Annotated in this window: 24 protein-coding genes; 12 read left to right on the forward strand and 12 right to left on the reverse strand. The window is 42.3% G+C overall.

The genetic code is table 11. The annotated features are described in order from the left end of the window. Window positions 1-23 precede the first annotated feature (23 nt). Genes mmp11 through BKM01_RS09875 form a run of 3 tightly spaced genes read left to right on the forward strand, consistent with a single transcriptional unit; the run spans window position 24 to window position 3,225 of the window. Window positions 24-935 carry a methanogenesis marker protein 11 gene (gene mmp11, locus BKM01_RS09865; protein ID WP_072358258.1) on the forward strand — a complete coding sequence of 304 codons (912 nt, stop codon included), beginning with the start codon at window positions 24-26 and terminating at the stop codon, window positions 933-935. Continuing rightward, window positions 932-2,431 (forward strand): thiamine pyrophosphate-dependent enzyme, encoded by a 1,500-nt coding sequence (locus BKM01_RS09870; protein ID WP_072358260.1) that lies wholly within the window; start codon window positions 932-934, stop codon window positions 2,429-2,431. Before mmp11 ends, BKM01_RS09870 begins: the two co-directional genes overlap by 4 nt. 11 nt (window positions 2,432-2,442) lie before the next feature. After that, a complete protein-coding gene (locus tag BKM01_RS09875) occupies window positions 2,443-3,225 on the forward strand; it encodes a nitrilase-related carbon-nitrogen hydrolase (protein ID WP_072358262.1) in 783 nt (260 codons plus the stop codon). Between the two features lie 3 nt (window positions 3,226-3,228). Here the strand turns inward: BKM01_RS09875 and BKM01_RS09880 are convergent, their stop codons facing one another. The 7 genes from BKM01_RS09880 to BKM01_RS10845 all read right to left on the reverse strand — a co-directional run bounded on the left by BKM01_RS09880 (window position 3,229) and on the right by BKM01_RS10845 (window position 8,180). Beyond that, window positions 3,229-4,203 carry a methanogenesis marker 12 protein gene (locus BKM01_RS09880; RefSeq protein WP_072358264.1) on the reverse strand — a complete coding sequence of 325 codons (975 nt, stop codon included), beginning with the start codon at window positions 4,201-4,203 and terminating at the stop codon, window positions 3,229-3,231. Between the two features lie 7 nt (window positions 4,204-4,210). Continuing rightward, the gene (locus BKM01_RS09885; protein ID WP_072358266.1) at window positions 4,211-4,537 is read right to left on the reverse strand and encodes a DUF2103 domain-containing protein; all 327 of its coding nucleotides are present in this window, start codon (window positions 4,535-4,537) and stop codon (window positions 4,211-4,213) included. Window positions 4,538-4,576: 39 nt separating this feature from the next. Then, on the reverse strand, window positions 4,577-5,014 hold the full coding sequence (locus BKM01_RS09890; protein WP_072358269.1) for an ACT domain-containing protein: 438 nt from the start codon (window positions 5,012-5,014) through the stop codon (window positions 4,577-4,579). 49 nt (window positions 5,015-5,063) lie between these two features. Next, window positions 5,064-6,368 carry a phenylacetate--CoA ligase family protein gene (locus BKM01_RS09895; protein WP_072358271.1) on the reverse strand — a complete coding sequence of 435 codons (1,305 nt, stop codon included), beginning with the start codon at window positions 6,366-6,368 and terminating at the stop codon, window positions 5,064-5,066. 68 nt (window positions 6,369-6,436) lie between these two features. Further along, a complete protein-coding gene (locus BKM01_RS09900; RefSeq protein ID WP_072358273.1) occupies window positions 6,437-7,402 on the reverse strand; it encodes a DHH family phosphoesterase in 966 nt (321 codons plus the stop codon). A 65-nt stretch (window positions 7,403-7,467) separates the two neighbouring features. Next, window positions 7,468-7,833, reverse strand: coding sequence for a prefoldin subunit beta (locus tag BKM01_RS09905; protein WP_072358275.1), 366 nt, complete (start codon window positions 7,831-7,833; stop codon window positions 7,468-7,470). A gap of 116 nt (window positions 7,834-7,949) precedes the next feature. After that, complete coding sequence (locus BKM01_RS10845; RefSeq protein ID WP_143744092.1) at window positions 7,950-8,180, reverse strand: hypothetical protein; 231 nt, start codon at window positions 8,178-8,180, stop codon at window positions 7,950-7,952. A gap of 248 nt (window positions 8,181-8,428) precedes the next feature. Here BKM01_RS10845 and BKM01_RS09915 point away from each other — a divergent pair, with 248 nt between their 5' ends. From BKM01_RS09915 to BKM01_RS09930, 4 genes are all read left to right on the forward strand, one after another. Then, window positions 8,429-8,947, forward strand: coding sequence for a deoxyuridine 5'-triphosphate nucleotidohydrolase (locus tag BKM01_RS09915; RefSeq protein WP_072358279.1), 519 nt, complete (start codon window positions 8,429-8,431; stop codon window positions 8,945-8,947). A gap of 44 nt (window positions 8,948-8,991) precedes the next feature. After that, window positions 8,992-9,783, forward strand: a complete 792-nt coding sequence (locus BKM01_RS09920) for a 2-amino-3,7-dideoxy-D-threo-hept-6-ulosonate synthase (protein ID WP_072358281.1) — start codon at window positions 8,992-8,994, stop codon at window positions 9,781-9,783. A 363-nt stretch (window positions 9,784-10,146) separates the two neighbouring features. Next, the gene (gene glyS, locus BKM01_RS09925; RefSeq protein ID WP_072358283.1) at window positions 10,147-11,898 is read left to right on the forward strand and encodes a glycine--tRNA ligase; all 1,752 of its coding nucleotides are present in this window, start codon (window positions 10,147-10,149) and stop codon (window positions 11,896-11,898) included. Window positions 11,899-11,974: 76 nt separating this feature from the next. Next, window positions 11,975-14,239: a DEAD/DEAH box helicase gene (locus tag BKM01_RS09930; RefSeq protein WP_072358285.1), complete on the forward strand. Its 2,265-nt coding sequence runs from the start codon at window positions 11,975-11,977 to the stop codon at window positions 14,237-14,239. Between the two features lie 2 nt (window positions 14,240-14,241). Here the strand turns inward: BKM01_RS09930 and BKM01_RS09935 are convergent, their stop codons facing one another. Next, a complete protein-coding gene (locus tag BKM01_RS09935; protein ID WP_072358287.1) occupies window positions 14,242-14,724 on the reverse strand; it encodes an Sjogren's syndrome/scleroderma autoantigen 1 family protein in 483 nt (160 codons plus the stop codon). Between the two features lie 220 nt (window positions 14,725-14,944). On the opposite strand from BKM01_RS09935, the gene BKM01_RS09940 reads away from it, so the two are divergent. Genes BKM01_RS09940 through BKM01_RS09960 form a run of 5 tightly spaced genes read left to right on the forward strand, consistent with a single transcriptional unit; the run spans window position 14,945 to window position 18,817 of the window. Next, window positions 14,945-15,217: a UPF0147 family protein gene (locus BKM01_RS09940; RefSeq protein WP_013037155.1), complete on the forward strand. Its 273-nt coding sequence runs from the start codon at window positions 14,945-14,947 to the stop codon at window positions 15,215-15,217. Between the two features lie 45 nt (window positions 15,218-15,262). Beyond that, window positions 15,263-15,898 carry a translin family protein gene (locus BKM01_RS09945; protein WP_072358288.1) on the forward strand — a complete coding sequence of 212 codons (636 nt, stop codon included), beginning with the start codon at window positions 15,263-15,265 and terminating at the stop codon, window positions 15,896-15,898. 12 nt (window positions 15,899-15,910) lie between these two features. Next, window positions 15,911-17,530 (forward strand): O-phosphoserine--tRNA ligase, encoded by a 1,620-nt coding sequence (gene sepS / locus BKM01_RS09950; protein WP_072358291.1) that lies wholly within the window; start codon window positions 15,911-15,913, stop codon window positions 17,528-17,530. A 50-nt stretch (window positions 17,531-17,580) separates the two neighbouring features. Continuing rightward, a complete protein-coding gene (locus BKM01_RS09955) occupies window positions 17,581-18,198 on the forward strand; it encodes an endonuclease V (protein WP_257790300.1) in 618 nt (205 codons plus the stop codon). Next, window positions 18,188-18,817 (forward strand): DUF169 domain-containing protein, encoded by a 630-nt coding sequence (locus BKM01_RS09960; RefSeq protein ID WP_233125555.1) that lies wholly within the window; start codon window positions 18,188-18,190, stop codon window positions 18,815-18,817. Before BKM01_RS09955 ends, BKM01_RS09960 begins: the two co-directional genes overlap by 11 nt. Here the strand turns inward: BKM01_RS09960 and BKM01_RS09965 are convergent, their stop codons facing one another. From BKM01_RS09965 to BKM01_RS09975, 4 genes are all read right to left on the reverse strand, one after another. Next, on the reverse strand, window positions 18,818-19,207 hold the full coding sequence (locus tag BKM01_RS09965) for a DUF473 domain-containing protein (RefSeq protein WP_072358295.1): 390 nt from the start codon (window positions 19,205-19,207) through the stop codon (window positions 18,818-18,820). Window positions 19,208-19,212: 5 nt separating this feature from the next. After that, complete coding sequence (locus BKM01_RS09970) at window positions 19,213-19,956, reverse strand: proteasome assembly chaperone family protein (protein WP_072358297.1); 744 nt, start codon at window positions 19,954-19,956, stop codon at window positions 19,213-19,215. A gap of 102 nt (window positions 19,957-20,058) precedes the next feature. After that, entirely contained in the window at window positions 20,059-20,199 is a 141-nt protein-coding gene (locus BKM01_RS10850) for a hypothetical protein (RefSeq protein WP_157769641.1), read from the reverse strand. A 27-nt stretch (window positions 20,200-20,226) separates the two neighbouring features. Then, window positions 20,227-21,063, reverse strand: coding sequence for a F420-dependent methylenetetrahydromethanopterin dehydrogenase (locus BKM01_RS09975; RefSeq protein WP_072358299.1), 837 nt, complete (start codon window positions 21,061-21,063; stop codon window positions 20,227-20,229). Window positions 21,064-21,176: the final 113 nt, after the last annotated feature.

Genomic DNA, 21,176 nt, shown 5'->3' on the forward strand with positions numbered 1-21,176 from the left:
TTTTCCGACAATTATCCAGCCGAATGAAAGAGATAGAACTTGATGAACCGTACTCGATTCCCTACAGGGCAATCTATGCCATATGTGATGAAACGGATGAATGTGCGGAGATAATTGAACATAGTAACTGTTATGGTGGTGCTGCATGGGCCAGGCACCATTATTCTCACTCCCCAATTGTCCGGCAGGTAAGGACACTGGGAAATATGACCCGCTATCTTGTAAAAACCGGTAATATACCCCTTGAACTAAAACCATCGTCTGCGGCTGCAGGTATTGAAGCGGTGGAAGTCAAAGATAATGAGGTTGCAATTACCTATGCCGGACTGGGTGGAGGGGGCGTCGGTGCCACGCGTTGTCGTGCACAGGCAGCCGGTGTTGTGCGTTCTGAAACCACTCCCTCAGGAGGTGGAAGGGCGGCAAAAGGTACCATCGTTGTCCCAAAACGCAAGCGTGTACTGATAGGAATTGATGATACTGACACCAAAGAAACGGGTGCTACCTGGTGTCTGACCCACAACATCGCAAAAGAACTGGATTGTGCGGAAAGTGTGTACCTCTCCCACTCCCTGGTGCAACTTTTCCCTGTATCCGCAAAAACCCAGAACTGTGTTTCAACAGTCCTGGAATTTGGATGTGTGGATGAAAGGGCACAGAATGCACTGCTTGAAAATATTCGCAGTGCACTGGAAAAGTACAGTGTATCAAAGGATACAGGAATGGTTGTCCTTGACTCCTTTAATGCTTCCAGTATTAAGGAATACAGCAGATTGTGCAGGTCTGCTGAGCTGACCTATGAGTTTGCAATGGAGTATGCTGAAAATCATGGTGTGGATGTCTGGATGGATGGTAAAGGTGTAATAGGTGCCCTTGCTGCCCTCCCCTGGTTTGCCAGACCTGATGATTCAGTAATAATGGATGCTGAACTTCCATGAATGAACGTCAAATAAGCGGCAAAGATGTGATATTAAAAGCTGCCAGCCTGCTGGAAGTTAAGCTGGTCAGTGCGGTTGCCGGCTATCCTGTTACTTCGATTGTGGACCTTTTCAGAAATGATGATTTTTGGGCGGACAATACTTTCTGGATGATTAATGAAAAAGTGGCTCTTGAAACTGCCCTGGGAGCCTCGATTGACGGTCGCAGGTCTTTTGTCCTGACAAAACATGTAGGCATGAATGTACTCTGTGACCCTCTGGTTACATCCGCCACCCATACAATAGGTGCAGGTTTAGTGATAATCGCAGGGGATGACCCCGGCGCCAAAGCCTCCCAGAATGAACAGGACTCACGCTATTTCGGACCTCTTGCCGAAGTACCTGTCTTTGATCCTGCAACTCCTGAAAAGTTGTTTGGTTCACTGACAGAAGCGATCGAACTTTCGGAAAAGGCGAGTATGCCTGTTATCGTCAGAGTAACTTCCCGTCTTCTGGAATCGTTTTGTGAAAGTGCCTTATTACAGCCAAAGGGGTTGTTACCACCTGAATTTGACAAGTCTGTATGGGACTACACCATGAAAGGCAAGCATCAGCGTTTCCATTCAATGACATACCCTTTAATGGAAGATTATTCCCAATCACAGGATTGCCTGTGTCATATCAATACAACAAAAACAGGAATTATTTCCTCAGGTTATCCTGCCTGCCTTGTGGAAAAATTCATTGAAGAAAGCAACTCCCGGATTTCACATCTGGCTCTGGACATGGTTTACCCACTGCCGATTAAAAAATTGAAAGAATTTATTGATCATCATGAATATGTGCTTGTGGTTGAGGAAACAGAAGATTACATAGAATCTCATATTTCAATCGAAGACACCATAAAGGGCAAGTCCACAGGACATATACCCCATGGTAAAATAGAAAAAGAACATATACTGCATGCTCTTGAAAATATCAAAAAAACACATATGAATAAAGTGGTCAAACCGGAGACTGTTAAAGAGAGAGGACCGCGATCTATTTGTGATACATGTCCCTATCTGCCTCTATACAGAGTGCTTGGAAAAATCGATAAACCAATTGCAGGGGACATGGGTTGTTCCATATTAAGTACTTCTGCACCCCTTCAGGCCGTGGATGCAGGTTTTGCACTTGGCTCTGCCGTATCGGTCGCCTGTGGTTTCAAAGGAAAAGGTATTGCAGTCATCGGAGATTTCGGCCTGGCACATACAGGTCTACAGGGATTAATCAATGCAAAATCCAACGGTTTTGACCTGCTGGTTATTATACTGCAAAATGATGTTGCAGCTATGACGGGAGGACAGGATGTACCGGACCTTACTCATGTTCTTGAAGCACTTCATGATGACATTGAAGTGGTAGATTTTGCAGAAAAAATCAAAGAAAATGAATTACAGGCCCTTCTGATGGAAAAAATGGAAACAAAGGGAATATCCATAATAATTGCAAAGGGTACCTGTCCCAAATACTGAGGAGATACATTATGGTAAAAGTTGCCTGTATCCAGATGGACGTTGAGCATTGTAATAAGAAAACAAACATCGAAAAAGCCCTCTCTATGGCTGATCGGGCCCTTGCCATGGGCGCTGAAATAATTGTATTCCCGGAAGTGTTTTCCACAGGTTTCTGTTATGAAAAGATGGAAAAACTGGCTGAAAAGCCACCCTACCCCACAATAGGACAACTTGCGGATTTTTCAAAAAAAAACAAATGCATCCTTATCGGTTCAATCGTGGAAGAACTGGATACTGAAACCAAACCCTATGCCAATCTTGGGTTCTGTATTGAAAACGGTATAATTCGGGGAACTTATCGCAAAATCCACCCCTTTGGGGAAGAAAAAGGTCACTTCACCCCGGGTGATTCCATTCAGCCCATAAAACTTGAAAATATATGTATCGGATTGGAAATATGCTACGAGATCAGGTTTCCTGAAGTGGCACGCAAACTTGTGCTTGAAGGAGCAGACTTACTGGTGACTATTGCCCAATTTCCGGACCCCCGGGGCAATCACTGGAGAATCCTGGGTCCTGCCAGGGCAGTGGAAAACCAGATTCCTCATGTGATGTGCAACCGCACAGGTGAGGATCCGACCAAATCGTTCCCTGGAAGTTCCATGATTATTGATGCCCTGGGAAATACTCTTGCAGATTCCGACCGCGATGAATGTATAATTATGGCAGACATCGACCTCTCACTTGCCAAAGAACTATCCAGTAAAATACCTGTACTGGATGACCGTAGGGAAGATCTATATTCCAATTGAGATTCAGATCCTAACTTCGATACCCAGGATTTGCTTTTTGCCTTTTGCAATATCCCTGGCCATACGGGCACATCCAGTAGCTGCACTCCATTTTCCCAGAATCCAGGGTTTCATATCCAGATAGTGATGTATTTGTTCTACAAGGGGATCCACTTCTGCCATAGAGCCTGCAAGAAAAAGACAATCACATGTTGAATAATCCTTTAGCAGGACTTTCATGGCTTCTATTTCCATGGATGCAAAAAGAGCAAGAGTATCAATTGCAAATTTTGCCTGATCCTCATTATCTTTTAATCCACCAAGCAAATCTGCAGTGTTTTTATAAGACGTGTTTTTCAGCACACCACTGTTCATGAAAGCCTCATTTGCACCACACTTCCCGGCATCAACCTGCCTTATTGCATCAAGATCAAGAGGGCCGTGTACGGTCCCGGGTGCGAAAATACAGGCATCAAGGGCACCTACAATCTCCCCGTTTGCAACAGCCATAGTTACAGTATTTGAACTGATATCTGATACAATGAAATTATTAATACCCCTGGATAATGCATCATAGGCAATTCCAAGTTTTTCAGGACTTGTGGAATGAGAAAATACGTTCATTCGAGAATCCGTATGGCTTTTTGAATGTATCCCGGGTATTACAACTGCAGGGATTTGTGCCTTCTTGATAGTATCAAACACCAGAGTTCCCGCACCGGTCTTTTTACCGACTCCTTCAATACTTCTTACTCCACGATTGTGGACATCCTGTATATCCATAATATTGACAATTCCATCTCCCATAGAGTAAGTAAGAGCAATCATTTCAATCTGTTTGATATTGATATTGAATTGCTTTTGGATCAATTTAAGAATTTCACTGCTTTCCATCTCCTTCATTTCTGTTCGGGGAACTTCAAAATAGAAGAATTTTCCATGTTTATCAAGAGCTGCAAAACGCATTGCATTTGTGCCGTGATCAATACCTAAATACATACACAGATCACTCCATAAACATTGCATTTAATTCCTGCATTATTCTTTCCCCTTCTTCTTCTTTCCCAACGCTTGTAACAATTCTTACTTCCTGGGAAGAAGTACCATGTGTCAGGAGAGCCCTCAAATTGCCCCTGCTATCCGGACGAAGAATTTTCACATCTATCTTCCCACCGGGTGCACTCTTACCTTTAACAGTAATTACTGAAGGGATTATTCTTTTGACATCTGGATGATTACTGATTATTTTGAGCAGTTTCTTGCCATGTCTACCACCTATGATGGTGGAATGCGAACCCCCAAGCTTGCTTTGTAAGGTTGAATTAGGAGTCATATATAGGAGCCGTGGTTTTACTTTTCAAAAAAAGAAAGATTAGATGCTTTGCACATCACCCATATCCAGCAATGGAATTCCTTCTTCATAAAGTGTTTCAACAGCGGTTTTCAAATCATTAACGCGTATTATGAGGAACGCTTTTTCTGTTTTTGTTACAAAAGCGTAAGCATAATCGATGTTGACACCTTTTTTGCCAAGTACCTCTGCTATTGTTGCAAGCTGGCCAGGTACATCTTCCATTTGTATACCCAGAACATCTGTTTCGGAAACTGTAAAACCTGCATCATGCAATACACGATGTGCTTTCTCCGGCTTGTCTACTACCATCCTTATAATTCCGAAATCTCCTGCTTCAGCAATAGTAAATGCTCTTATATTGACGGATGCCTCTTTAAAGCTGGATGCAATATTTGCAAGGCGGCCTGGCTTATTCTCTGCAAAGAGTGATATCTGTTTGATAAAATTTTCATCCATGGAATCATCAACCTGTGGTGTTATGGTCTATAAATTACTCTGAAATTCTTTATAGCTTTCTATTATCGATTACCTTTTTGGATTTACCAATCGACCGCGGAAGTGTCCCATGTTCCACCAGTTCGACACCAACTGAAAGATTAAGCACACTCTTTAGAGCAGAGGCAACTTTTTTCTCCAGGGAGATTATATCGTTGACCTTGTCACTAAAGGCTTCATCATTCATTTCAATCTGTATCTTCATTGTATCCATTTCATTGATACGATCCACATGTATCATGAAATGTTCTCCAACTTCGGGTATCTTCATAAGCACGGATTCTACCTGTCCAGGGAATACGTTGATTCCACGGATAATCAGCATATCATCCACACGTCCGGTAACCCTCATTATTCTGGGATGTGTACGTCCGCATTCACAGGGTTCCTTGTTCAGGATTGTATAATCCCCTATTCTGTAACGGATAAGAGGCAGGGCTTCTTTCGTAAGAGTGGTTATTACAATTTCTCCCCTTTCTCCTTCTGGTAGAGTTTCTTCTGTTTCGGGATCGATTATTTCCACAATAAACTGGTCGCCCCATATATGAATTCCATCCTGGCAAGTACATTCAGTAAAAAGAGGGCCACTGAGTTCAGAGGTACCGAACACATCATACGCCTTGATACCTGTAGCGTCTTCCATACGCTTGCGCATTTCCTCTGTCCAGGGTTCGGCTCCGAATATACCGGTTTTCAGGCCGGTATCCTCCTGGAAGTCAATACCCTTGTCCTTTGCTTCTTCTGCCATGTAAAGGAAATAAGAAGGAGTACATGCAAGCGTTGTGGTACCGAGATCCTGCATCAGTTCAAGCTGTTTATCGGTGTTACCAACACTAATAGGCAGGACGGTGGAACCCACTTCTTCAGCACCATAATGCAGCCCGAGTCCACCTGTAAAAAGACCGTATCCGTAACTTACCTGAAGGACATCCCCGCGGCCCACACCAATTGATGTTAATGCTCTTCCAAGGGACTTTGCCCATTCATGAATGTCATTTTTGGTATAACCCACAACCGTAGGTTTTCCAGTAGTACCCGAAGAAACATGATAGCGTACAAGCTGAGTATCAGGTACACAAAACATTCCTTTAGGATAATTGTCTCTTAGGTCCTGTTTATACGTAAACGGAAGTTTTTGAAGATCATCCAGGGTCTTGATATCTTCCGGTTTCACTCCGGCTTCATCAAAACGTTTTTTGTAAAAAGGAGAGTGAGTATAGACATAGTCTACAAGATGGCGCAACCGCTCCTCCTGAATCTGTTCCAGCTCATCAAGGGACATTCTTTCAATCTGTGGGTTCCAGTATTCGATCATGTTATCACATAACAGCCATTTTGTCATGTACAAAGTACATCATTATTTATGGTATTTGAAATTAAGATTTATAAACTAGACGGATTCTTCTTATTCCGGAGAACTTCAATAACCTTTTGTTTGCAGGCCCAAAGTATCTCTTCCATATCGGCAACTACATCGATACCCGCAGCACCTGCATGTCCTCCACCTGTGCCATTGTAATCAGCACTCACATCTTCCATGATCTGACCCAGATTTACTCCGGCATTTACAGCATCTCTTTTTGCCCTTCCGCTAACCCGGATAGAGTTTTCTTTCAGCGTACCTACAAATGCAACATCAGCACCTATATTGATCAGCATTGAAGAAGCAGAACCTCCAAAAGAGCTTACATGAGAGGTAGCCACAAGCCAGCTTTCCACTCTTTCAATCTCCGCACGATTGGCCGTCTTTAGCATGGCAATACGCATAGACACATCCTGTGGAGTAGAAGCCATCAGCTCCAGTACTTCCGCATATTCAACACCACTGCTTTCAATTATATTAGAAAATGTACGGAAAGTATCACTTGTTGCATGTTTGAAATGCCCGGTATCGGTCACAATACCTGTCATAAGCCCCACAGCAGTGCGGTTCATAATAGGGGCACCCATGCATTTCAGTACATCATAAACTATTTCTGCAACAGATGTCTTATTGCGGTGCAGATAAAATGCTGCATTCTCTGTAAGAGCAGTTGTTGCGTGGTGATCAATCACGCCATAGTGACATAATTCAATATCATTTAACTGTGCAATTGTTGAAGTATCTACTACAACCGTAAGATCGTAGTCTTCGGGGTTTGGGTCTTCCACAACATCAATCTCAAGTTTGTCAACCAGCAAAGAAGCAACACGATTGCAACCATCAACCAGCCCTACTTTGCCTCCAATAGCTTCAGATAGAGCAAAGGCACTGCTTACAGCATCGGGATCAGCATTGCGATGACATAGATACAGGATATTATGGTAGTCAAGGAGTTTGTTGTAGAATCCCTCTTCATCTACTTTCATTTCAACCTCTACCTATCACTACCCGCAATTATGGCGGCAAATGATAGTTGGCAGGCAGGTCAGGCTCACTGTGCCTGATAACCGCCTTGGGTGCCCATAGCCTGTTTGACTTGTTCTTGAAGCTGGTTGAAACGTTTGGAGATGCGTTCTTCCTGACGAGAAATAGACTGCAATCTCAGTGAAAGGGTTTCATTTCTCTCTTTGAGCTTTTCGATAGCATCATCCTTGGTAGTACGTATCTGCATATCCCCAACAGTCCTGTAGACAACTGCATCTCCGGACAACTGTTCAAGTTCTTCCAGAGCAGTTTCCGTTTCTTTCAGTGTACTTTCGATCTGATTTTTTTGCATAGCAAGTGTCTGGGCCTGTTGTTGAACCTGCTGCAACTGTGCCAGCTGGTTCTGGACCTGTGGGGGTAGTTCTGAACTCATTTTAGTTTCACCTGAGCATCCAATAAACCTAAAATGATTTTAATGTTTCTATGGTTCATTCATCTTGAAAAGATGTCTGCAGTTGTTTATTAGAAGAGAGTCAAGCAACCTGAGATTCAATAGTACATCACAAGATAGATGTGTACCCCCAGCAGATAAGAAAGGAACCATAATGCAGCTATGAGTTTCATTGCAACGAACCTATTGAGAATATCCTTGACCCTGCCCATAAAAAGTAATTCTACATAAAGGCCCAAAAGAAGGACAAAAAGGCCCAAACCATGATGGAAAAGCAGTTCAATATTGAAAAACGTGTTAAAGTAATAAGTAGATCTTACACCAGACATAGCGGGGTACATAAAAAATATTGTCGACAAAAACTGTGCAAACAAAGCAAAACCCATTATGCGACAATGGAGTTTAGTTTTATTATTACGAACAAGATATATTGAAACAAGTATAATAATTATCAGAATTGTTTGAACAATAAGGTTCAACATAAAATACCCCCTCCAAAGTGCCTGATTGAATATTGGGACAAAATGATATAAAAAACTGCCTTACAATAGAAATACAAAAAAGAGGTATATAACACATGGCAATGCTATCAAGGAAAGAACTTAACAAACTACTGGAGGGTGAGCAGCCTCTTGTCGAAGGTTTTGTGGATAAAGAACTTCAGGTGCAACCCAATGGAATCGAACTTACACTTGAGAGTGTGCACAGACTAAATGGAAAGGGCACCATCGATTTTGATAATTCAAAAAGGCAAATCCCTGAAAGTATACCTCTTGATTTTTATGAGGAATGGATTGACCTCGAAAAAGGCATATACAAAATTATCTTCAATGAAATCGTTAATATTCCCAAAAATATTGCAGCACTCGCAACACCAAGGTCAAGCCTGATACGTGCCGGAGCGACACTGGAAACTGCTGTATGGGATGCCGGATACCGTGGCAGAAGCGAATGTTTACTTGTTGTTTATAACCCTGATGGCCTGAAACTGCAAAAAAATGCGCGTACGATACAACTTGTATTTTATACTCTGCACACAGAAGTTGATGAAGGATACAATGGTAAATACCAGAATGAGAATACCTGCTTACAATAATTTTTTATAAAAATACATGTACATATATGTACAGGAGAGTACACATGAGTGAAATTGGCAAATCCGTAAGAATCGAACGCATATTCGATCGTAATACACAAAACGCAATAATAATACCAATGGACCACGGAGTCGGAGCCGGGCCTCTAAGAGGACTGACAGATATGCCTACTACTGTAAATAAAGTCGCTGAAGGTGGTGCAAACGCAGTATTGGGGCACATGGGTCTTCCCAAATACGGTCACAGAGGATATGGAAAAGACGTGGGATTGATAATCCATCTTTCCGGTTCAACATCCCTTGGACCTGACCCAAATCACAAGGTACTGGTTACCACCATTGAAGAAGCAATAAAAGTTGGCGCTGATGCAGTATCAGTCCACATAAATATAGGTGCAGATGATGAAGCAAAGATGTTGCAGGACCTTGGTAGAATTGCAAAGGGCTGTGATGAGTGGGGAATTCCACTTCTGGCAATGATGTATCCCAGAGGACCCCGTGTAGCATCAGAGCATGATGCAGAGTATGTGAAACATGCTGCAAGAGTTGGTGCCGAGCTGGGGGCAGATATCGTGAAAACAAATTACACAGGAGATATTGATTCATTCAAAGAAGTCGTGGAAGGCTGCCCGGTACCTGTTGTTATAGCAGGCGGTCCCCAGATGGAAACAGAAGAAGACCTCCTGCAGATGATACATGATTCACTGGAGGCAGGTGGAAGAGGTGTTGCAATCGGCAGAAATGTATTCCAGTCCGAAGATCCGGTTGTTACCGTATCTAAAATATCCCGCATTGTACATGGAGGAGAATCTGTAGAAGAAGTACTCAATCGATAAAATTTGAAAAGAAGAGAGCAAGACCATGTAAGTGGTATGGCCAAATGAAGATATGTTAGGTGGTGGTGGTGGTACGATATGAAAATGGTCTTGCCTAATTATAGTGTATATACAGTCCTCTATAAATACTTTTTTGATAATATCATCATTATGATGAGAAATTATAAGATATATATACAAATGGATATGATCTAAAAATATTGACAGATCACACATTCCCAATAAATGAACAAATGTTATTGGATTTTAATTGTTCATAATTATAGTGCAATTTTGAAATAGTTCGATAGAATTAAATGTCATGGAAATATGGAGAATGAGATCACTTTCATAGATATTATACCATTTATCGAGGATTAAATTATGGACAAATATGAGCAGGTTATCGAACTGGCAAAAAGACGCGGATTCCTGTGGAACTCTTTTGAATTATATGGAGGTACTGCCGGATTCTATGACTACGGACCCCTGGGAAGTACCCTGAAACGCAGAATAGAAAACATTTGGAGACAATTCTATGTTGTCCGGGAAGGCTTCATGGAAATCGAAACTCCTACCATCGGCATAGAGGATATATTCGTAGCTTCCGGTCACGTAGGTGGTTTCTCCGACCCCCTGTGTGAGTGTGAACAATGCAAAGAGGCTTTTCGGGCAGATCACCTGATTGAGGACTATGTAGCTGTTGCAGATGCATTGAGTAACGAAGAAGTAGATGAGATGATCAGCAAACATGGTATTTGCTGCCCGGAATGTGAGGGCAAACTCGGAAAAGCCAGAGAGTTTAACCTGATGTTTGAGACGAGTATAGGACCCGGTAATGGCAGACCCGGATACCTGCGTCCGGAAACCGCCCAGGGAATCTTCATTGATTTCCAGAGGCTGGCGCGTTATTACAGGGAAAAACTGCCCTTCGGTGTAACCCAGATCGGTAAGTCATACCGTAATGAGATATCCCCGCGACAGGGTGTCATAAGACTCAGGGAATTTACCCAGGCTGAGGCTGAAATATTCACCCATCCAGAAGAAAAAACACATCCCGAAATTACTGCAGTGGAGAATGACCTGATAATACTTTATTCCGATGAGGCACAGGAAAGAGGAAAACTGGAAGAAATGACAATCCGGGAAGCAATCGACAACAAAATCATTGCCCACGAATTCTTGGCCTATCATATTGCCCTTACCAATCGTTTCCTCAAACGTATTGGTATTTCTCCCGATAAACTGAGATTCCGCCAGCATAAGAAAGATGAGATGGCACATTATGCAATCGATTGCTGGGATGCCGAAATCAAAACAGCTCGTTTTGGATGGATAGAAACAGTGGGTATTGCTGATCGGACCGACTATGACCTAATTGCCCATACAAATATGAGCAAAAACGAGCTGGCTGTCTATATTGAATATGATGAACCTAAAATGGTGAAAAAATTTGCCGTAAAACCAGATATGGGAAAACTCGGACCCCTCTTCAGGAAAAAAGCAAAGGATGTTGCAGAAGCTCTCAAACAACTTGGGCATGAAGAATTTGAAAAAGATGGCGATATAAACGTAGTAGTCAACGGCGAGGAAGTTTCAGTACCAAAAGACGTTGTTTCAGCTGAAGAAGTGGAAGAGAAAATAAGCGGGGAAACTGTGGTACCCCATGTTATCGAACCTTCCTATGGTATCGACAGGATATTCTACACATTACTGGAACATGCTTATGAAACCGAAATGGCCCCTACAGCTGAAGAAGAAAAGGAAGAAGAGCGTATTCTTCTCAAATTTAAGAGTGAAATTGCCCCTATTCAGGTAGCAGTCCTTCCACTTATGAAAAACAGTTATGAACTGGTCAGTAAAGGCAGGCAGGTCGTAAGTAACCTTAAGGACATAGGATTGATGGTGGCTTATGATGATTCAGGAACCATCGGAAGAAGATACCGAAGGAATGATGAAATAGGCACCCCATATTCGGTAACTATTGACTACGACACCCTTGAAGATAATACTGTTACAATTCGTGAAAGAGATACCATGAAACAGGTTCGAACCCCTGTAAGCGATCTTGAAGGAAACCTGGAAAAATTAATCAGTGGAAATATGGTGTTTGAGGAGGCCGGAAGCCCCCTCTAATACTTTCAATCCGCTTTGCTAAGCTATTAATAAAAATTGTTTGTTATTTCCCCTTTAAAGATAAGTAAAGGGTAATATGGTAAAGTACATACAACATCCCCTGATTAAACCCGATTCTGTCGAACAACGTCTCTACCAGCTTGACCTGGCAGGCAAAGCACTATCTTCCTCTACACTGGTAGTCCTTCCCACAGGACTGGGCAAAACAATAGTAGCTCTGCTTGTCATGGCGTCAAGACTGGAGGCTACGGGAAAAAAGGTGGTGATGTTATCACCCACAAAACCACTGGTCGAACAACACGCAGCTTTTTTTAGCCAGATGTTAAACCTGGAACCTGAAGAAGTGATGACATTTACGGGAAATCTTCCTCCTGCAAAGAGAGAAAATATGTGGGAAAGAGGTAGGGTAATAGTATCCACGCCCCAGGTTATAGAAAACGACCTGCTCACAAAAAGGATCAGTCTTCAGGATGTGGCCCACATAACATTCGATGAAGCTCATCGTGCTGTTGGAAACTATTCATATACCTACATTGCAGAGGAATACTTCAACCAGGCAAAAGAACCCTTGTGTCTGGCAATTACCGCAAGCCCGGGAAGCTCAGATGAAAAGATAGCAGAGGTCTGCGAAAGTTTGCATATCGAAAAAGTGGCAGTCAAAACAGAAGATGATTCTGATGTTGCCCCTTATATCCACCATAAGAAAGTCGAATGGGTTCACTTAAAACTGCCCGATGAAATGCAAAGGCTCAAGGATTTGCTCGATAAAGTTCTGGAAGACAGGATTCAAAAACTGGATGAAGTTGGATACAGACTGCCCTACGGGAAAAAAACCTCAAAAAAGGAACTACTGGGACTTCAAAGAAAAATGCAGGGCCAACTCAGAAGTGGAAACCCTGATCCTTCTGTATACAGTTCCATATCCCTCATGGCAGAAATCCTCAAAGCAGGCCATGCAATAGAAGTCATTGAAACCCAGGGAGTAGGGGCTCTTGCCAAATATGTGGACCGCCTGGAGAGGGAAGCCTGTACAAAGGGAGCAAGTAAAGCTTCTAAAAGACTAATGGAAGACCTGTCCATGAGGCAATTATCCCATCGTCTTAAAGAGTGCGGTGCAGAGCATCCCAAACTTGAGACAGTGTGTAACATTGTAAAAGAAGAATTAATCTCCAATCCAGATTCAAGAGTTATCGTTTTTACCAATTTCAGGGATACAGCAGAAATGGTAACAGATGCACTATCGGAGATTGAAGATATAAATCCAGTGAAATTCGTAGGCCAGAGTTCAAAATACAAAGACAAAGGCCTGACCCAGAAACAACAGGTCGAAATTATCGATCATTTCAAACAGGGAAACTTCAATGTACTTGTTGCAACTTCCGTTGCTGAAGAGGGACTGGATATACCTGCAACAGACCTGGTTGTTTTTTATGAACCAATCCCTTCGGAAATACGCAGTATCCAGAGAAAGGGGAGAACCGGCCGCAAACATGCCGGCAGGGTTGTAGTTCTGGTAACAAAGGGAACCCGGGACGAAGGCTACTACTGGAGCAGTGCAAACCGGGAAAAGAAGATGCAGGGAAATATCAGACAACTCCAGGAAACACTGTCCACAGAAGAACAAGATAATCCTTTCATTAAAGAAAAGCAGCGCAGTCTTGAAGATTTTGACAACAGTGCAGAACCTGCAGATGACACCGGGCCGGAAGTCGTGGCGGATCAAAGAGAGATACGCAGTACTGTAACACGCAATCTACAAAAAGCAGGTGCAGCCCTTAGTGTAAAAACCCTCGAAGTGGGAGATTACGTTGTCAGTGAGAATGTCGCTATTGAGAGAAAGGAAACCGTGGATTTCGTGAATTCACTTATTGAGGGGAAGCTCTTCGAGCAGATTTCAAACCTGACACGCACTTATGAGAAAAACATCCTGATTATCGAAGGAGAGGGACTATTCAATGCCCGCCGTATCAATCCATCTTCCATTTACGGTGCAATGTTATCAATATCAATGGATTTTGAAACAACTATTCTCCATACCAGAGATGCAGAAGAAACAGCAGCTCTCATAATCCAGATAGCTAAAAGACACCAGGGGAAGGATAAAAAACCTATCAATCCTCACGGGAAAAAAGCTGCTCCAATCCTTTCAAAGCAGCAGGAATATATTGTATCCGCAATTCCCCAGCTTGGGCCACAGGCAGCACGCAACCTGCTTGAATATTTCGGGTCTGTTGAGGCTGTAATGAAAGCTTGTGAAGAAGAACTCAGGGAAGTGAAACTCATTGGTCCTAAAACCGCTGCACGTATAAGAGAAGTGGTTTGTAGCGAATATAAAGGATAAGATCAGGAATTGGATCTTATCCTTTCCAGAATATTCATTCCCCTCTCGATAAGATCAAAAGCGTCTTCTACACGCCGGGGGTCTGATTCTGATTGAATGTTTTTTGCTATTTCAACAAGTTTGGATTCAATCAATTGTTCAAGGGGACTTGAGCCCTTCCTTTCACCATGCAATGAATCAGATACTGGTTCCTGAAGGTTGGTGTGTGGTTGCGATGGAGCAACTTTTGGTTTATTTTCAACAGTTTCTGTTTCAAATTCCTCTTTTGATACTTCTGTTTCAACAGAAGGAATCGTTTCCTCTACCTTTTCATCCTGATCTTCTTCCCCCTCTTCTGCAACGTTACATAGAGGACATAGGACCTGCCCCTGATAACGGAATAAAGGAGATCCACAAGTATCACAATGTTGTGCAAGCATTGTGCCACCAAGCTCAAGCAATTTGGAAATTCTTCTTATTTTAGCATCGTCATCATTTCTTCCCATTATTATCACATCACAACTAAAAGAATAATATGTAGCCGGAATACAGCATTCAGTACAAAGAGGTAATAGTCCACCCAGGAATTTAAATCTGACTGAATAGAACCAACAACTTTCATAAGATAATATTCCAGCAAACGGGTAAGTTTTTATATGAGATTATTAGTTAGACATACAGAACTAACCCTTATTTTATGCCCCTAATTAACTCAAGGTGATCAAAATGCTGTCTGTTAATACTAAAGATGTTATAGAGCAATGCACACAGGTACTGGAGCACATAGCAAACGATAATTCAGTCCCAAGAAATATCAGGCGCTCCGCCACCGAAGTCGTGGAAAAATTAAACGATGACAGTGAAGCCCTTTTCCTGAGAGCTTCTTCAAGTATATCCATTCTTGAAGACATCAGTAATGACCCCAACATCCCCCTTCATACCCGTACATTAATCTGGAATGTAGCAAGTCAGCTTGAAACAATACCTGTGGATGAATAATTCACCAGGTATCTTTTTTTAATATCTAGATAATCCCCAGGAAACATGGATTCTATTACAGGCACCCTTATTGGAAATTTTGAAGAAAAGGATGCTGCACGGGAAAAAGGTCTGGCCCTGTCACGTAAACTTGTTAGAGCGTGCCGTACAACTACTATCGCAATTCATCGCAAAGAAAGGGATACTGTCAAAAAGAATCTCCTGACTGCTCGTAATTATCTCCGGGAAATGAATGAAACCCTGGGAAAATACCCTGAAATATATTACAAAGGACCTGTGGGACAGGCACAGCAGGAATATGCAGAATGTATTATCACCTATTCTTTATTATGTGAAAATAAGACACTTGAAGAATTGCCAACCCCCCAACAGATGGAAGTCGAAGATTCAGCCTACCTTAATGGCCTTGCAGAAGCAGGCGGAGAATTGAGAAGGCATGTACTTGATCTGATAAGAGAAGACAAGCCTGCAGAGGGGGAAAAATATTTACAGATAATGGATAACATTTATTCACTTTTAATAATGTTTGATTACCCTGATGTAATTACCGCAAATCTCAGACGTCACACGGATGTACTCAGATCCCTGAATGAAAAGACCAGAGGAGATCTGACCCATGCATTACAGCAATATAAATTCCAGAAATTAATGATGAATTCGCAGGAAATAAATCAAATTTAAAAGGGAACTCATATGAAATTCAATCCTGATAAAATAAGAGAAGATGCCAGCGAAGATTTTGACAGGGCCTGGAACGATAGCGCAAAGTATGTCAAAAAGCCTCTGTTCAATGAACGCTACCCTATAACATCAATCAACTATGGTAAACCTCATCCTGTTTATGATACTATTGCGAAACTAAGGGAAGCCTACCTTCGGATGGGTTTTGAGGAAATGATGAATCCCATCATTGTTGATGAACAGGAAGTGCACAAACAATTCGGACATGAAGCACTGGCCGTACTTGACAGATGTTTCTACCTGGCAGGACTTCCCCGGCCAAATGCCGGCATATCCGATGAGCGTATATCTAAAATAAAAGAAATGCTGGGAGATCTTTCCACAGAAGATATTGATATGATACGAAAGGTCCTGCATGCCTATAAGAAAGGAGAGATAGAAGGTGACGATCTGGTTCCCGAAATGGCCGCAAAGCTGGACGTGTCAGATTCCCTCATAGTCGAAGTCATAGATCAGGTGTTCCCGGAATTTAAGGAACTGACACCAAAAGCAGGCAAACGTACCCTGCGCAGTCATATGACCTCCGGCTGGTTTATCAGCCTCTCAGAGATTCTCAAGCGCCGTGAACCCCCATTCAATTTGTTCTCCATCGACAGGTGCTTCCGCCGGGAACAACAGGAAGATGCTGCCAGGCTTATGACCTATTATTCAGCGTCCTGTGTTATAATGGATGAGGATGTGACCGTAGATTACGGCAAAGCTGTTGCCCAGGCCCTGCTATCACAATTTGGTTTTGAGAAATTCCAGTTCAGGCCTGATGAAAAACGCAGTAAATATTACAGTCCAGATACCCAGATAGAGGTATTTGCATACCATCCAAAACTTGTAGATTCCAATACCAAATATTCGGATGGATGGGTAGAAATTGCTACTTTTGGAATATATTCCCCGATACCTCTTTCAAAATATGATATTCCCTATCCTGTGATGAATCTGGGCCTCGGGGTTGAAAGGCTTGCCATGATCATCCATGAGGCCACTGACCTGAGGGGAATGAGCTATCCACAGATGGAATTGTACTCTGAATGGGAGATGTCCGACAGCGAACTTGCCAGACATGTCGAAATTGACATGATACCCGAAACATCTCAGGGGAGGGAAATATTCGAAGCCATTGTTGAGCAGTGTCAGGTCCATGCATCCGAACCAAGCCCCTGCGAGTTGCCTGCATGGGAAGGGGAAATTGAAGGGCACAATGTAAAGGTTTCAGTCATTGAACCCGAAGAAGACACTAAACTCTGTGGCCCGGCTGCTTTTAATGAGATTGTAATTTACAATAACGACATCCTGGGATTGCCAAATAATAAGAAATGGAAAAAAGCATTTTCCAATCATTCAGCAAGGACCGGTGTCAGGTTTATTGAAGCACTGGCGGCAAAGGCAGCAAGCGAGGTCGAAGATGCTGTTGCAAAAGACGATACTGAAATTGAAACACGTGCAAGAATAATAAAGACACCTGCAGAAATCAACATAAAACTATCCCCCCTTGCCCAGCGTTATGTGACCGGCAAAAACAAGAAAATAGACATAAGGGGACCTGTGTTTACCACGATAAAGACAGAAATTTCATGAAAATATTATCCTATTCGGCTTTATAGTGGTTCAGAAATCTGCAGGAAGAAATAGGTAGACAGGTAGTCACCACTGATGGGTTTGAAAATATAAAACTTATTGGGGGTGCGGACTGTACCTATTTCAAAGATCTTGTAATATGCTGTATTGTCGTACTAAAATATCCCACAATGGAATTTGTCGAAAGGACAGTTCATATTGGAAAAATAAGTTTTCCTTATATATCGGGATTTTTTTCATTTCGTGAGGGAGAAGGGACAATAAGAGCCTACCAGAAGCTCAGCCACAAACCTGATCTGCTTATGATCAATGCCTGTGGTACCACCCATCCTGCAAATGCCGGATTTGCCTCTCATATTGGAGTGGTCCTGGATAAGCCTACAATAGGGATTACAAAAAGAATTTTTTGCGGCAGGGCAAAAATACCACAAAAAGGAAATGAAGCCCAGCCATTATATCATGGAAGAAAACAAAAAGGTTGGCTCCTTAAAGTATTGCCCGAAACAAAACCAATCGTAATTACAGTCGGACATCTGACGTCCACCAGGAGTTGCCTGGATATCACAAAAAAGTGCCTGAAAGGAAACAAAATGCCTGAACCATTAAGGATTGCTCATCGATGTGCAGGAGAAGAGAAAAAGAAATGGGGTAAAAGCAGTGGTACATGAGTGGATAAAAAACATAAAGAGCATTATGGATGAAGGAAGTCCGGTTTGTATTACTTTCCAGAACAGCACGAAAGGGGACGTATCTGAGAAACTCTTCTGCGAAATCATTACCGATGCAAGATATGGAAAACAATCCCTGATTAGGACACAACGATGCAGAGTCGGCAAGTTCATCCTTGGCAAAAGCAATGAACCCCCGGCTGAATATTATTTTAATTCAGGTAGATACGCATCATACGAAATCGCAGAAAATGCGGTCCTTTCCCTAAGCCGGCTTGAAAAAGAATACGGGAGTTTGAAAATCGAACCTCTTTCAAAAAACAGCTCAAAATTTGATCTTTGTATTTTGTATCTGAGACCTGAAAAAGCAATGCGAATAATCCAGGCGATAGCCTATTACAATGGAACTCCAGCAGACATTCAAACAATCGGCGCAGCTTCTGTATGCAGTGATTGTGTAGCAGGGACCCTGAATAAAGGAATAGCCCTGTCTTTTGGATGTAAGGGATCCAGAAAACACAGCAAGTATAGCAGCGAAGAAGTACCTATCGGAATACGCTATGACATGCTGGAAAAAGTAGAAAAGGCACTGGGAATTATCCCGGATACCTTTGATTGATCAACGGGCATCATAGAAGGAAATTTCTTCGGCATCAACAAGGGTAATCTGCCCTATCTGATTGGAGAGCACTTTCCTCACCCTTGCCACACATTTAGATTGCAGCTGGATACGTATCATGGTCATTTCCCTTTCCTCGTAAAAATTATCCGTACCGTTGATTATACGATGCGTAGAAACCTGATGCTGCATTAGTTTTACGATAATACCCTTTGTGCCTGCAGTCAAATCCTGTGTACTTGTGGAAGTAAGGAAAATATTTTCTCCTACGTTCAGATTCAGTGTCGTGAAAAAATTATGAGGACTTCTAATCTCAATAGTCCTTAAGCCATGATTTTTAAGATCTGTAACTACATCGTGAGAGATTCCGGTTAAAGCAACATATTCCATTTAGATCACCCATACATCGGGAACTCTTTTCTGGCGGAAGATGGCTGTTCTGTGGTCCGCACATCTTCTGCAAGTTTCTGCATCTCAACTTCAATCTTCTCAGCCTGCTCGATGAGACTTTCCGTATCTATTGAGTAATCACACAGGTCATTTAGGATCTTTATTACAGCTGCAGCAGCCCTTGGATCCGGATTCTGGGTTTGTGTAGCCCCAAGAAGACTGATGGCAGGAAGTTTACGCATAAAGCATTCCGCCATAATACTGCCGGAAATTCCCGATATTGTACCCATCTGGAAGATTTCCACTTTTTCTTTTATGCGCTCCAGCATTTCCTCAGTTGTAGCAGCACCGAAGACAATAGGCTCTTCACTCGCAGTAGCAATTCCGGCAATTGAAATGATTTCCTTTACATTTACTGACTGAGCCCAATCAACAAGGGCCTTACTTACATCATAGGAAATAGAAGGATTGATGGGGATATCCGACACAACCATTATTAGATTGAGATCCGGATTTTCATATATCCTTACAGGCATATTGATTACACCCTCATAGAGCACGGCTATAGGAGGGAAATAACGAGATTCTATGGAACCTATATATTCCATATCGAGTTCTTCAATTATTTGCTGACTTGCAATATTACCCACAAGCCCGATACCCGGGAACCCTTCTATTAAAATAGGTTCTTCGGATTTTACCTTCTCTGTGATAATATGTACATCACTTTTGTAATCTGTTTCCGACAAAAAAACCACCTGCGTTTAGAAATCTAATATAAACTATACCAACTAGCATAGTATATGTTTATACTGATAGATAAGTCCTGCCCGAAATGAAACATATAAAATTTATAATTTCTTTTCTTTCAGGTTTATATCTTCATCCTGCTGGTGTGACATCAATATTGCAGATTTTAAGAAAAAGGCCGTTAAAAGCACTGCCAGTGCAAAGAAAAGTAGTGCAATAATAACAATTGTCAGTGGATCCATGTCTTAAAAATAAAAAAGAAAGTGAGTTTACACTTTCTGTGGTTTCTCATAAAGTTTTGTTTTCTGAAGCTGGACACCCTTCTTGGAATGAGGCTGCCTGAACACAGAATCATTGGCTTTCTCAATTTCCCTGGCTTCAATTGCAAGCTGTGCGGCTGCACGCATGAGTTCATGGCCTGTTGCTGCAGTGAGAGCAACATCTTCAATCTCTTTAAGGATAAAGCAGGCTGGCATGTTTACTTCTGCGACTTTGCTTGCCATGTGGAGAGATGCAAGACCTTTTGCTTTAGCGTAAGGGTTATTGAAACCTGCACGTTCAATGCATTTTTGTGGTTTTGCAAGAATGTGTGGAAGTTCAAGGTCTGCACCGGATTTGCCTTCATCGACCTGGGCAGTTACTGCATCAAGTTCTTCCTGAAGAAGTCTGACAACACCACAGGTAGAGAGGACCTTCATTGCATCAGAGTTAAAGGAGGCCATTTCAACAGCATCTAAGAACTCTGTCTTGGCACCGATAAGAGGATCAACGGTCATTATAATGTAACCGAAACCTGCATCCTCAAGAGCCTGTCTGTCATCTTTCTTGGTAGGTCCGTCAGAGACGACAATACATGGATAATCGTTCCATAACTCACGGGCAGATTTGGGACCCGGTGCACTTGCGTTGGGGCTGATCATTACAACAAAGTCAGGCTCCCACGCCTTCAATTCTTCAGTAGAAGCTGCTGTTTCCTTGTCCATTTTGGGGCCAGTACCAAACACGCGGGTGCTGATACCTTCCCTGGCTGCAATTTCATCCTGTACAAGGTCAATGACCTGGCTCATACCCAGGTTACCCAATTTGATAAATCCTACTTTTACCATATAATCACAGAGGGAAAATAACTACGTAGCATATATTATTTTTGGAATTACACATAACAGTACTAAATTGTTAAATAAGAATGGAAATAGCGGACCTTTTTATCCGAAAAAGT

It is taken from the genome of Methanohalophilus portucalensis, from assembly GCF_002761295.1.
In the GTDB taxonomy this organism is placed as follows: Archaea; Halobacteriota; Methanosarcinia; order Methanosarcinales; family Methanosarcinaceae; genus Methanohalophilus; species Methanohalophilus portucalensis.